At 67.8% G+C, this 11,864-nt stretch carries 11 protein-coding genes and 2 pseudogenes; 7 read left to right on the top strand and 6 right to left on the bottom strand.

Annotated features, from left to right (window positions below):
* The 5 genes and pseudogenes from A5652_RS27000 to hsaB form a co-directional block, all read left to right on the top strand.
* Positions 1-226: pseudogene (locus A5652_RS27000) on the top strand (3-ketosteroid-9-alpha-hydroxylase); the annotation flags it as partial.
* Between the two features lie 202 nt (positions 227-428).
* The gene (hsaA, locus tag A5652_RS18850) at positions 429-1,613 is read left to right on the top strand and encodes a 3-hydroxy-9,10-secoandrosta-1,3,5(10)-triene-9,17-dione monooxygenase oxygenase subunit (RefSeq protein ID WP_067354875.1); all 1,185 of its coding nucleotides are present in this window, start codon (positions 429-431) and stop codon (positions 1,611-1,613) included.
* 70 nt (positions 1,614-1,683) lie between these two features.
* A complete protein-coding gene (hsaD, locus tag A5652_RS18845; RefSeq protein ID WP_067354871.1) occupies positions 1,684-2,568 on the top strand; it encodes a 4,5:9,10-diseco-3-hydroxy-5,9,17-trioxoandrosta-1(10),2-diene-4-oate hydrolase in 885 nt (294 codons plus the stop codon).
* Positions 2,565-3,467, top strand: a complete 903-nt coding sequence (gene hsaC / locus A5652_RS18840) for an iron-dependent extradiol dioxygenase HsaC (protein ID WP_067354868.1) — start codon at positions 2,565-2,567, stop codon at positions 3,465-3,467. The genes hsaD and hsaC overlap by 4 nt, the downstream gene beginning before the upstream one ends.
* Before the next feature lie 10 nt (positions 3,468-3,477).
* A complete protein-coding gene (gene hsaB / locus A5652_RS18835; protein WP_067354857.1) occupies positions 3,478-4,044 on the top strand; it encodes a 3-hydroxy-9,10-secoandrosta-1,3,5(10)-triene-9,17-dione monooxygenase reductase subunit in 567 nt (188 codons plus the stop codon).
* Positions 4,045-4,051: 7 nt separating this feature from the next.
* On the opposite strand, the gene A5652_RS18830 is transcribed toward hsaB, so the two are convergent.
* On the bottom strand, positions 4,052-4,549 hold the full coding sequence (locus A5652_RS18830; RefSeq protein WP_067354852.1) for a hypothetical protein: 498 nt from the start codon (positions 4,547-4,549) through the stop codon (positions 4,052-4,054).
* A gap of 130 nt (positions 4,550-4,679) precedes the next feature.
* Between A5652_RS18830 and A5652_RS18825 the strand changes: the two genes are divergently transcribed.
* A complete protein-coding gene (locus A5652_RS18825) occupies positions 4,680-5,510 on the top strand; it encodes an arylamine N-acetyltransferase (protein WP_067354849.1) in 831 nt (276 codons plus the stop codon).
* A gap of 17 nt (positions 5,511-5,527) precedes the next feature.
* Here the strand turns inward: A5652_RS18825 and A5652_RS18820 are convergent, their stop codons facing one another.
* The 5 genes from A5652_RS18820 to fadD3 are packed head-to-tail and all read right to left on the bottom strand — an operon-like array spanning position 5,528 to position 11,320.
* Complete coding sequence (locus A5652_RS18820) at positions 5,528-6,694, bottom strand: pyridoxal phosphate-dependent aminotransferase (protein ID WP_067354847.1); 1,167 nt, start codon at positions 6,692-6,694, stop codon at positions 5,528-5,530.
* A complete protein-coding gene (locus A5652_RS18815) occupies positions 6,691-7,641 on the bottom strand; it encodes an acyl-CoA dehydrogenase family protein (protein WP_067354844.1) in 951 nt (316 codons plus the stop codon). Before A5652_RS18815 ends, A5652_RS18820 begins: the two co-directional genes overlap by 4 nt.
* A gap of 48 nt (positions 7,642-7,689) precedes the next feature.
* A complete protein-coding gene (locus tag A5652_RS18810; RefSeq protein ID WP_067354840.1) occupies positions 7,690-8,634 on the bottom strand; it encodes an acyl-CoA dehydrogenase family protein in 945 nt (314 codons plus the stop codon).
* Positions 8,631-9,776, bottom strand: coding sequence for an acyl-CoA dehydrogenase family protein (locus A5652_RS18805; RefSeq protein WP_067354838.1), 1,146 nt, complete (start codon positions 9,774-9,776; stop codon positions 8,631-8,633). The genes A5652_RS18810 and A5652_RS18805 overlap by 4 nt, the downstream gene beginning before the upstream one ends.
* Complete coding sequence (gene fadD3, locus A5652_RS18800; RefSeq protein ID WP_067354836.1) at positions 9,776-11,320, bottom strand: 3-((3aS,4S,7aS)-7a-methyl-1,5-dioxo-octahydro-1H-inden-4-yl)propanoate--CoA ligase FadD3; 1,545 nt, start codon at positions 11,318-11,320, stop codon at positions 9,776-9,778. Before fadD3 ends, A5652_RS18805 begins: the two co-directional genes overlap by 1 nt.
* Positions 11,321-11,438: 118 nt before the next feature.
* Between fadD3 and ipdE1 the strand changes: the two are divergent.
* Positions 11,439-11,864 (top strand): annotated as a pseudogene (ipdE1, locus tag A5652_RS18795) (acyl-CoA dehydrogenase IpdE1); the annotation flags it as partial.

The raw sequence follows: 11,864 nt of genomic DNA, 5'->3' as shown, positions 1-11,864 counted from the left end.
TTCCCGACGAGCCGCCGGCGACCACGTCCTTGAACTGCAGGTCGCCGAGGTCATCGCCGAGACCGACGATGCGCGGTCGCTGGTGTTCGCGGTGCCGGACGAGGCGGGCGACCCCGACGTCCCGCCGGAGCGGCTGCGGTACGCGCCGGGCCAGTTCTTGACGCTGCGCATTCCCAGCGACCGCGCATCGTCGGTCTCGGCGATGACCTCGGCGACCTGCAGTTCAAGGACGTGGTCACCGAGTGGCTCGTCGGGAATCGCCTCGGTCAAGGCCCGTCCCTTCCTTTCGTGGCAACTAGAACATGTTACAGAAAAGCGGATTCGTATCGCTACCAGCCGCAGGAATACCCTGCTCGACACAAATCGGAACGTGTTCTAGTCTCTGGTGTAAGTCCGCTGAGTAAGTCTGGCGCAGGAGGCAAACGTAAGTGACGTCCATTCAACAGCGTGATGCGCAGTCGGTTTTGGCTGGCATCGATGATCTGCTCCCGCAGATACGCGAACGCGCTCAGGCGACGGAGGATCTGCGGCGGCTGCCCGACGAAACCGTTCAGGACCTGCAGGATGTGGGCTTCTTCACCTTGTTGCAGCCCGAGCAGTGGGGCGGGTTGCAGTGCGATCCGGCGCTGTTCTACGAGGCGGTGCGGCGGCTGGCCAGCGCGTGTGGTTCCACCGGTTGGGTGAGCTCGATCATCGGCGTGCACAACTGGCACCTCGCGCTGTTCGACCAGCGGGCGCAGGAGGAGGTCTGGGGCGAGGACCCCAAGACCCGGGTCTCGTCGTCGTATGCCCCGATGGGCGCGGGCGTTGTGACCGACGGCGGTTATCTGGTCAACGGTTCATGGAACTGGTCGTCGGGTTGTGACCACGCCACGTGGGCGTTCCTCGGCGGTCCGGTGATCAAGGACGGCCGCCCTGTCGACTTCGGCTCCTTCCTGATCCCGCGCAGCGAGTACCGCATCGACGACGTGTGGCATGTCGTCGGCCTGCGCGGCACCGGCAGCAACACCGTCGTCGTCAAGGACGTCTTCGTGCCGCGGCACCGGTTCCTGTCCTACAAGGCGATGAACGACGGCACCGCGGGTGGATACGAGACCAACACCGCCGCGGTCTACAAGATGCCTTGGGGCACAATGCACCCCACCACGATCTCCGCGCCGATCGTCGGCATGGCCTACGGGGCGTACGACGCGCACGTCGAACACCAGGGCAAGCGGGTGCGCGCGGCGTTCGCCGGTGAGAAGGCCAAGGACGACCCGTTCGCCAAGGTCCGCATCGCCGAAGCCGCCAGCGACATCGACGCGGCGTGGCGCCAGCTGAGCGGCAACGTTGCCGACGAGTACGCGCTGCTGTCCGCCGGCAAGGAGATCCCGTTTGACCTGCGTGCCCGCGCTCGCCGCGATCAGGTGCGCGCCACCGGCCGTGCGATCGCGTCCATCGACCGGCTGTTCGAGGCTTCCGGTGCCACCGCGCTGGGCAATGACCAACCGGTGCAACGATTCTGGCGTGACGCCCATGCCGGCCGCGTGCACGCGGCCAACGACCCCGAGCGGGCCTACCAGATCTTCGGGAACAACGAGTTCGGGTTGCCGCCCGGCGACACCATGGTCTAGCGCCGGCGACGATGCAGAGCGAAGCGATGTGGGGGCACCTCCCGCTTGCGGGGGAGAGGAGCGGCGCCGAATGACCGGCACCTCGGCAACCGAAGAGCTCACCTTCGAGTCCACTTCGCGCTTCGCAGAGGTGGACGTCGACGGTCCGCTGAAGCTGCACTACCACGAGGCCGGTGTCGGCAACGAGCAGATGGTGGTGCTGCTGCACGGCGGCGGCCCGGGCGCGGCGAGCTGGACGAACTTCTCCCGCAATATCCCGGTGCTGGCGAAGCAGTTTCACGTGCTGGCCGTCGACCAGCCCGGGTACGGCCACTCCGACAAGCGCGCCGAGCACGGGCAGTTCAACCACTACGCCGCGCGGGCGCTCAAGGGCCTCTTCGATCACCTCGGCCTGGGACGCGTTCCGCTGGTTGGGAATTCACTGGGCGGTGGCACCGCGGTCCGCTTCGCACTGGACTACCCGGACCGGGCCGGCCGCCTGGTGCTGATGGGGCCCGGCGGGGTGAGCGTGAACCTGTTCGCGCCCGACCCGACCGAGGGCGTCAAACGGCTGGGCAAGTTCTCCGCCGAACCCACCCGCGAAAACCTCGAGGCATTCCTTCGGGTCATGGTCTACGACCAGAAACTGATCACCCCGGAGTTGATCGAGCAGCGTTTCGAGTTGGCCAGCACGCCCGAATCGCTGACGGCGACCCGTGCGATGGGAATGTCTTTCGCCGGAGCGGACTTCGAGCTCGGCATGATGTGGCGCGAGGTGCATCGGCTGCGTCAGCCGGTGCTGCTGATCTGGGGCCGCGAGGATCGGGTCAACCCGCTCGACGGCGCACTGGTCCCACTGAAAACCATTCCGCGTGCCCAGCTTCACGTGTTCGGCCAATGTGGGCACTGGGCGCAGGTGGAGAAGTTCGACGAGTTCAACAAGCTCACCATCGATTTCCTGGGAGGTGCGCGATGAGCATCCGCTCTCTGGGCTATCTGCGTATCGAGGCCACCGACATGGCGGCCTGGCGCGACTACGGCCTGAAGGTCCTCGGAATGGTCGAGGGCAAGGGCGCAGGCGAGGGTGCGCTGTATCTGCGGATGGACGACTTTCCGGCCCGGCTGGTGATCGTGCCCGGCGAGCAGGACCGGCTCATCGAGGCCGGCTGGGAATGCGCGAACGCCGCGGGCCTGCAAGAGATCCGCAACCGGCTCGACGTCGAGGGCACCCCCTATAAGGAGGCCACCGCCGCCGAACTTGCCGATCGCCGGGTCGACGAGATGATCCGATTCTCCGATCCGTCCGGTAACTGCCTGGAGGTCTTCCACGGCGCCGCCCTCGAACACCGTCGGGTGGTCAGTCCGTATGGGCACAAGTTCGTCACCGCCGAGCAGGGCCTGGGGCACGTGGTGTTGACCACCCGCGACGACGAAGAGACGCTGCACTTCTATCGGGATGTGCTGGACTTCAAGCTGCGTGACTCGATGCGGTTACCGCCGCAGGTGGTCGGTCGGCCGGCCGACGGGCCGCCGGCCTGGCTGCGCTTCCTGGGCTGCAACCCGCGTCACCACAGCCTGGCCTTCATGCCGGGGCAGACCCCGAGCGGCATCGTGCACCTGATGGTCGAGGTCGAACAGGCCGACGACGTGGGCCTGTGCCTGGATCGGGCGCTACGCCGCAAGGTGCCGATGTCGGCGACGCTGGGCCGCCACGTCAACGACCTGATGTTGTCCTTCTACATGAAGACGCCCAGCGGGTTCGATGTCGAGTTCGGCTGCGAGGGAAGGCAAGTCGAAGACAGCGATTGGATCGCAAGGGAGAGCACCGCGATCAGCCTGTGGGGCCACGACTTCAGCGTCGGCTTCAAGGGCTAAATTCGGTGCTATGACTGCCGCGCCGATCGACCCGCGCACGTTCCGCAGCGTGCTCGGCCAGTTCTGCACCGGGATCACGATCATCACCACCGTGCATGACGACGTCCCGGTCGGCTTCGCCTGCCAGTCCTTCGCGGCGCTGTCGCTGGATCCGCCGTTGGTGCTGTTCTGCCCCACCAAGGTGTCGCGGTCGTGGAAGGCCATCGAGGCCAGCGGCCGGTTCTGCGTCAACATGCTGACCGAGCACCAGAAGCACGTCTCGGCCCGCTTCGGCTCCAAGGAGCCGGACAAGTTCGCCGGGATCGACTGGCACCCTTCCGAACTCGGTTCACCGATCATCGACAATTCGCTGGCCTACATCGACTGCACGGTCGCCTCCGCGCACGACGGAGGCGACCACTTCGTTGTTTTCGGTGCGGTGCAATCGCTTTCGGAAGCGCCCAAAATCAAACCGCGGCCGCTGCTGTTCTATCGCGGTGAGTACACCGGTATCGAGCCGGACAAGACGACGCCGGCGCAGTGGCGCGACGACCTGGAGGCGTTTCTGACCACCACCACCCAGGACACCTGGCTGTAGTGGTTCTTTAGGTGGGCCCGCCGCGATGGCTTCCGGCGTCGCGCTCGGTGCCCGACAAGTTCACCGTGGGGGAGTTGTCCGGGATTGGCTGCTCCTGGCTCCACGCGGCGTCGCGGTCGGCGCCACCCTCGTCGGCGGCCGAATCCTTATCGGCCTTCACCCTTGGGTCCAGGCTGTCAGCCCGCTTAAACTGCTCGTCCAGTTGTTCGCGCGAGGACGCCACTTCGGTCTGATGCGCTGCCGCCCGATCCTGCAGCCGGGCGGCTTCGGCCGCCTTGGCCTCGGCTTCGGCCTGCGCGGCGCGGGCTTTGGCGGCCGTCTCCGCGGCCAGCGCCTCGCGGCGCTCGACCTTGGCGCTCTCCACCTTGGCCTGTTCGCGAATACCCTCGGCTTCCCGCTCGCGGCGGCGCAGGCTCGCTCTCCGGGCAAGCATGATGAGGACGATGATGATGAAGACGGCCACGACTGCGGCGACGACGATCCAGACGGTGTTGCTGGTGTTCATGATGGACTCCGTTGTCAGTGTTGGGAAGCGCTAAGGCCACCTGTTGGCGGGTTGCCGTATTCGACATGGATGAAACAACCGATGCCGACGCCCGCTGCTTCGGCGGGGGTCCGCGCGCCAGAATGGTGTCATGACGCTGGATCTGGGCCCGTACTTCGACCGCATCAATTACGGGGGTCCCGCCGAGCCGACCCTCGAGGTGCTGCAGGACCTGATGACCGCGCATACCGGCTCGATCCCGTTCGAGAATCTCGACCCGCTCAGGGGCGTGCCGGTCGACGACCTGAGCCCGGAAGCGCTGATCGACAAGCTGGTCTACCGGCGCCGCGGGGGCTACTGCTACGAGCAGAACGGGCTGATGGGGTACGCACTGACCGAAATCGGCTTTCGGGTGCGGCGGTTGGCCGGGCGGGTGGTCTGGATGCAGCCGCCCGACGCACCGCTGGGCGCCCAGACACACACGGTGCTCGCGGTGACCTTCCCCGGGTCGCAGGGTTCCTTCCTGGTCGACGTCGGCTTCGGCGGCCAGACCCTGACCTCTCCCATCCGGTTGCAGACCGGGAACGCCCAGCAGACCACCCACGAGCCGTACCGGCTGAACGATCACGGTGACGGGCTGGTCCTGCAGGCCCTGGTCCGCGACGAGTGGCAACCGCTGTACGTCTTCGGCACCCAGACCGTGCCGCAGATCGATCTGACGGTGGGCAGCTGGTACGTGTCCACGCACCCGACGTCGACATTCGTGACCGGCCTGACGGTTGCGCTGACCACCGACGACGCCCGCTACAACCTGGCCGGTGCAAACCTGACCATCCACCGCGCCGACGGTAGCGAGAAAATGCGCCTCGATGACGCGGCGGCGGTTGTCGACGCGCTCGGTGAGCGGTTCGGCATCGACGTGGCGGGCGTCGGCGATCGGGGTGCGCTCGAGGCGCGCATCGCGCAGGTGCTCGACGCTTGAGCGCCTCGCCGGGTTCGCTAGCGGGCCGAAAGCCAGGGGCCGAGCCGTCGCAGCGCTTCTTCGATGTCGTTCGTCGGCCCCGCAAACGACAGCCGCACGAACGAATTGCCGCGCGCGGTGTCGAAGTCGATGCCCGGCGCGATCGCAATGCCGGTGTCCTCCAACAGCTTCGAACAAAACTCGATCGAGTTGTCGGTGAATTCCGAGACGTCGGCGTACACGTAGAACGCGCCGTCGGTCGGGGCCAGTCGCTCGACGCCGATGCTGCGTAGCCCGTCGAGCACCAGCGAGCGATTGGCCGCATAGTGATGCAGGTGGCCGTCGGCTTCGGCGGTGGCCGCCGGGGTGAAGGCCGCGACGGCGGCGAGCTGTGACAGCACGGGCGGGCAGATGGTGAAGTTCCCGGTGAGGCAGTCCACCGCGCGGCGCAGCTCGGCCGGCACCAGCAGCCAGCCGAGCCGCCAGCCCGTCATCGCGTAGTACTTCGAAAAGCTGTTGACCACTACGGCATTTCGCGATGTCTGCCACGCGCAGCTGGTCTGCGGTGCCCCCTCGTAGACCAGACCGTGGTAGACCTCATCGCTGATCAGCCGCGCCCCCGTCGCATCGCACCACGCGGCGATCGCGGCCAGCTCCGTCGGCTCGATGACGGTGCCCGTTGGGTTGGCCGGGCTCGCGACGATCACACCTTGCACCGCGGGGTCGAGTTCGGCGAGCATCTGCGCGGTCGGCTGGAAGCGGGTCTGCGGTCCGCAGGGGATTTCCACCACCTCGCATCCCAACGCCGACAGGATGTTTCGGTAGCACGGGTAGCCGGGGCTGGCCAGGGCCACCCGGTCACCGACGTCGAAGCAGGCCAGGAAGGTGAGCAGGAAGCCGCCCGAGGAACCCGTCGTGATCACCACCGCGTCGGGTTCCACGTCGAGCCCGTGCTGGCGTTGATAGTCAGCGGCGATCGCGGTACGCAACTCGGGAATGCCCAACGCCACCGAGTAGCCCAGTTCGTTGGAATGCACGGCGGCGGCCGCCGCCGCTCGCACCGGCTCGGGGGCCCCGACGCTGGGCTGGCCGGCCGACAGGTTGACCAAGTCGCCGTGGCTGCGCTGGCGTTCCGCGGCCGCCAGCCAGACATCCATCACGTAAAACGGCGGGATGCCGGCTCGTAGCGAGACACGGTCGGTCACGGCGTCGTGAGTACCTCGGATTCCAATCGCTTGAGTAGTCCCTGCGACGATTCCAGCAGATGCGCGCTGCCGTGGGCACGTTTGAAGTACAGGTGCATGTCGTGTTCCCAAGTGATCGCGATGCCGCCGTGCAGCTGGATCCCCTCGGCGGCCACCGCGTTCAGTGCCTCGGTGGCGGCCAGGCGCGCGGTGGCGGCGTTGGTGGGGGCGGGGTCGTTACACGCGTCGGTGACGACGGCCTTCGCCGCGGCGACGGTGACATACAGATCGGCCATTCGATGCTTGAGGGCCTGAAAGCTTCCGATCGGCCGGCCGAATTGCACGCGGTCCTTGGCATATTCGACGGTCAGTTCCAGACAGCGTTCGGCGGCGCCGATCTGCTCGGCGGCCATCAGGACGGCCGCTTTGTCCGCCAGTCCCGGGTCGGTGCCGATCGGCACGGTCTCCTCGGCTTTCACCCGCGCCAGGCGCCGGGTCGGGTCCATGGTGGTGACGGGCTCCGCGCCGAACCGGGTCCACCTGTTCAACCGGCCGTCCTCGACGGCGACCACAACGTCGGCGATGTCGCCGTTGATCACGTAGTCGGCATCGAGCACCAGCGCGCCGATCGAGCCGCCCTCGGCCAGGCTTTCCAGCGTGGCGGCATCCGGCTCGGTCGCACTCAGCAGCGCGAGCTCGGTCAGCGTGGTACCCAGCAGCGGCGAGGGCACCAGGGCACGGCCGAGTTCCTGCAAAACGGCTGCGGCGTCGGCTAATTCGCCGCCCGCGCCGCCCAACTCCTCGGGCACCACCAGGGCCGCGGCGCCGACCTGCTCGCACAGCAGTTGCCACAGCGATTCGTCGTAGCCACGGTCGGACTCCATGGCCGCGCGCACGGCCGCCGGGCCGGCGTGCTTGGCCACCAGGGCGGCGACGGTCTCGGCCAGCATCTGCCGTTCTTCAGTCATGGGCGCCGCTCCTCCTCATCGCTACGCTTTGCATCGTCACGACGCGAGTCATAGCGCCTCCAGCACTCGCCGCCGATGTCCCTCCGGCGTACCCCACGCGGACCGCAACGCCTGCACGCGCAGCAGCAACAGCGACAGATCGTGTTCCTGGGTGAAACCGATGGCGCCGTGGGTCTGCAACGCCGACCGCGACGCCAGCAGCGCCGCCTCGGACGCGGCCGCCTTGGCCGCGCTGACGTCGCGCGGATCCATGGTCAGCGCCGCGCCATACACCAGCGGACGGGCCAGTTCGATGGCGATGTGCACGTCGGCGAGCTTGTGCTTGATCGCCTGATACGAGCCGATCACCCGGCCGAACTGGGTGCGTTGCTTGGCGTAGTCGACCGCTCCGTCGCGCAGCGCCTCGGCCGCACCGATCAGCTGCGCCGCGGTCGCCAGCGCGCCGAACTCGTAGGCCCGCTTGATGTCTGCGTGCCACGCCTCGCCGGTCGCGGTCACGTCGGAGAGCTTGCGGCTGGGGTCGATGGATTCGTGGACGTCGCCCGGTGTCGCCTCGGTGACGCCGTCCTCGCCGGCCAACAGCACCAGGCCGGCGACGCCGGCGTCGACGGCACGCGGTGTCTGCGGCGGCATGGCGACCGTGGCGATCAATTCCCCGGCTGCCAACTCTGCGCAGCGGTCGGCGCGATCGCCGGAGGCGAGCAATACCGGTGCCACCGCGATGGATTCGGCCACCGGGCCCGGCACGCACCAGCGCCCGAGGCGCTCGACGGCGACGGCGAGGTCGACCGGATGGGCCTCGAGGCCGTCGAATTTCTCCGGAACGGCCAAGGCGGTGACGCCCAGGTTGGCCAGCTGCTCCCACACCTTGCGGCCCGGTGCGGTATCGCCCGCGGACCACGCGCGCACCGCACCGGGCAGGTCCGCCGCGCCGAGCGCGGCGTCGATGCTGGCCGCGAAGTCGCGCTGCTGTTCGTCTAGCGCAAATTTCACTTCTTGCCCCCGGACTTCTCGCGCGGCAGCCCCAGCAACCGCTCGGAGATGATGTTGCGCTGAATCTCGTTGGTGCCGGCATAGATCGGGCCGCCCAATGCGAACAACAGCCCCTCGGTCCATCGGCTGGCGAGTTCCCCGTCGGCGGCGAGCAGGTCGAGCGCGGTCTGGTGCAATTCGACGTCGAGGTCGGACCAGAACACCTTGGTCACCGACGACTCGGCACCCAGCTCCCCGCCGAGGGCCAGCCGGGTCACCGTCCCGAAGGTTTGCAGCCGGTAGGCCTGCGCCTTGATCCAGCCGTCGGCGACCCGGTCGGCGAATGCGTCGGGCGAGCCACTGTCCTTCCACAGCCGCACCAACCGCTCGGCGGTCGCCAGGAAGCGCGCCGGGCTGCGCAGGGACATGCCGCGCTCGTTGCTCGACGTGCTCATGGCCGCCCGCCAGCCCTCGTGCGGGGTACCGATCACGTCCTCGTCGGGAATGAAGACGTCGTCAAGGAAGATCTCGCCGAAGCCGGTGTCACCGCCCAGCTGGACGATGGGCCGCACGGTCACGCCCTCGGCCTTCAGGTCGAACATGAAGTACGTCAGCCCGTTGTGCCGCTCGGCGCCCGGATCGGAACGAAACAGCCCGAAACCCCGCTCGGCGAACGGTGCCCGCGAGCTCCAGATCTTCTGCCCGTTGAGCAGCCAGCCGCCGTCGGTCTGGGTAGCGGTGGACCGCAGCGAAGCCAGGTCGCTGCCGGACTCCGGCTCCGACCACGCCTGGGCCCAGATCTCCTCGCCGCTGGCCATTTTCGGCAGGATCCGGTCACGCTGCTCTTCGGTGCCGTGCGCGAAGAGGGTCGGCGCCAGCATTGAGGTGCCGTTGGCGCTCGCGCGTCCCGGCGCGCCGGCCCGGAAGTACTCCTCCTCGAACACCACCCAGTGCAGCAGCGGTGCGTCGCGGCCGCCGTACTTCTTCGGCCAGGTGATCACCGACAAGCCGGCGTCGAACAGCACGCGGTCCCAATGCCGGTGTTGGTCAAAGCCTTCGGCGTTGTCATATGACTTCGTCGGGATCGAATCGGCATTGGCCGACAAGAATGCCCGCACCTCGGCCTGAAAGGCCAGGGTGTCCTCGTCGAGTTCCAGATCCATTAGTCCTGCTCTCGCAGTTGTGGTTTGAGCACCTTGCCGCCCGCATTGCGCGGCAGCGCGTCGACGAACCGCACCGACCGCGGTGCCTTGAAATTCGCCAGATGTTCTCGGGTGTAAGCGATCACGGATTCTTCATCGAGCTGGGCGCCGGCCCGGGTCACCAGGTACGCCCGGCCCACTTCGCCGAGCCGCTCGTCGGGAACCCCGATCACGGCGGCGTCGGCCACACCGTCCATCCGGGCCAGCACCTGCTCGACCTCGGCGGGGTAGACGTTGAATCCGCCGCAGATGTACATGTCCTTGAGCCGATCGGTGATGCGCAGGTTGCCGGCGGCGTCGACGGCGCCGATGTCACCGGTGTGCAGCCAGCCGTCGGCGTCGATGGCGGCTGCGGTGGCCTCCGGATCTTCGAGGTAGCCCAGCATCACGTTCGGCCCGCGCAGCAACACCTCTCCCGATTCCTCGGGTGAGTCGGCGTCGATGCGCAGTTCGAAGTCGGCGAAGGGACGTCCGCAGGTGGTGGCCACGGTGACGGCGTCGTCGTCGGCCCGGCACATGGTTCCCATGCCGTTGGCCTCGGTCAGCCCGTAGGCGGTCAGCACGATGTCGATGTCGAGTTCGGATTGCATGCGCTCGACCAGCACGACGGGCACGGTCGCGGCGCCAGTCACTGCGAACCGCAGTGAGCTGAGGTCGTAGTCGTTGCGTGCCGGGTGGTCCAGCAGCGTCTGGTAGATGGTGGGCGGCCCGGGCAGCACGGTGATGCGGTGCTGTTCGATGGCTTGCAGCGCGCGCAGCGGGTCGAAGGTCAGGTGGGGAATCAGCGTCGCGCCGGTCTGCAGGCAGGCCAGGATGCCGGCCTTATAGCCGAAGTTGTGAAAGAACGGGTTGATGCACAGGTAGCGGTCGTCACTGGTGATCTTGCCGTTGGCCGCCCAGGACGCCGACGCCGACAGCGACTGCCGGTGCGCGCACAGCACGCCTTTGCTGCGGCCGGTGGTGCCGGACGTGAAGAGGATGTCGCTGACGTCGTCGGGCGTGACGCCAGACGCACGAGTGGCGACCGCGTCCAGGTCGGCGCCCCGGGCGACGAAGTCGTCCCAGGTTCCGGCCCCGGTCTCCGCGGCCTCGATCGGTATCCGCACGATGTGGCGCAGCGCGGGCAGCGCCGCGCGGTCCAGGTCGGCAACGCGATCGTTGCCCAGGAATCGGCCCATCCCGAACAACACCGGCGCGCCGGTGCGGGCCAGGATGTCGCCGGCCTCGGCAGCGGTGTAGCGGGTGTTCAGCGGCACCATGGCCGCGCCGGCGTGGTGGATTGCCAGGCAGGCCACCACCCAATGCCAGGTGTTCGGTGACCAGATGGCAACCCGGTCACCCGCTTGGACGCCGAGGTCGATGAGGGCGGCGGCGGCTCGGCGCACCTCGTCGCGCAGCGCGGTGGCGGTGAAGGACCGTTCGTCGGTGATCAACGCGTCGTGATCGGGCAGCTGATCCGCGAAACGATCCAGCGCGGCGGGCACCGTGCGCGGATCGTTGGTCATCGAATGCTCCTGTAGCGACGCTGGCGCAATTTGATCGCTCGATTCTCCTCACGCCGCTCCGCGGCGCGCATCGTCACCGAGCTACAAAGCAAGTGCTTGGTAGGTTAGCCTACAGGGCATGCAGGACGTCGAGGAGTTCCGGGCGGAGGTCCGCTCTTGGCTCGCCGACAATCTGGTCGGCGAATTCGCAGCTCTCAAGGGTCTCGGCGGCCCCGGACGCGAGCACGAGGCTTTCGAAGAGCGCCGGGCATGGAATCAGCATTTGGCCAAGGCAGGGTTGACCTGCCTGGGCTGGCCGGTCGAGCACGGCGGCCGGGGCCTGTCCACCGCGCACCGGGTGGCCTTCTATGAGGAGTACGCCAAGGCCGACGCGCCGGACAAGGTCAATCACTTCGGCGAGGAGCTGCTCGGCCCCACGCTGATCGCGTTCGGGACGCCCGAGCAGCAGCAGCGTTTCTTGCCGAAGATCCTCGACGTGACCGAGCTGTGGTGCCAGGGCTATTCGGAGCCCGGCGCCGGCAGCGACCTGGCCAACGTGGCGACC

The sequence above is a fragment of the Mycobacterium sp. 1165178.9 genome (genome assembly GCF_001673555.1).
Classification (GTDB): domain Bacteria; phylum Actinomycetota; class Actinomycetes; order Mycobacteriales; family Mycobacteriaceae; genus Mycobacterium.
This window is presented reverse-complemented; position numbering and strand designations above follow the sequence as displayed.

What these genes read in the sequence shown, in the direction of transcription:
- fadD3 (WP_067354836.1), bottom strand. Translation starts at nt 11,320, where the DNA reads ATGACCAACGATCCGCGCACGGTGCCCGCCGCGCTGGATCGTTTCGCG.
- hsaD (WP_067354871.1), top strand. Translation starts at nt 1,684, where the DNA reads ATGACCGGCACCTCGGCAACCGAAGAGCTCACCTTCGAGTCCACTTCG.
- A5652_RS18825 (WP_067354849.1), top strand. Translation starts at nt 4,680, where the DNA reads ATGACGCTGGATCTGGGCCCGTACTTCGACCGCATCAATTACGGGGGT.
- hsaC (WP_067354868.1), top strand. Translation starts at nt 2,565, where the DNA reads ATGAGCATCCGCTCTCTGGGCTATCTGCGTATCGAGGCCACCGACATG.
- hsaB (WP_067354857.1), top strand. Translation starts at nt 3,478, where the DNA reads ATGACTGCCGCGCCGATCGACCCGCGCACGTTCCGCAGCGTGCTCGGC.
- A5652_RS18805 (WP_067354838.1), bottom strand. Translation starts at nt 9,776, where the DNA reads ATGGATCTGGAACTCGACGAGGACACCCTGGCCTTTCAGGCCGAGGTG.
- A5652_RS18830 (WP_067354852.1), bottom strand. Translation starts at nt 4,549, where the DNA reads ATGAACACCAGCAACACCGTCTGGATCGTCGTCGCCGCAGTCGTGGCC.
- A5652_RS18815 (WP_067354844.1), bottom strand. Translation starts at nt 7,641, where the DNA reads ATGACTGAAGAACGGCAGATGCTGGCCGAGACCGTCGCCGCCCTGGTG.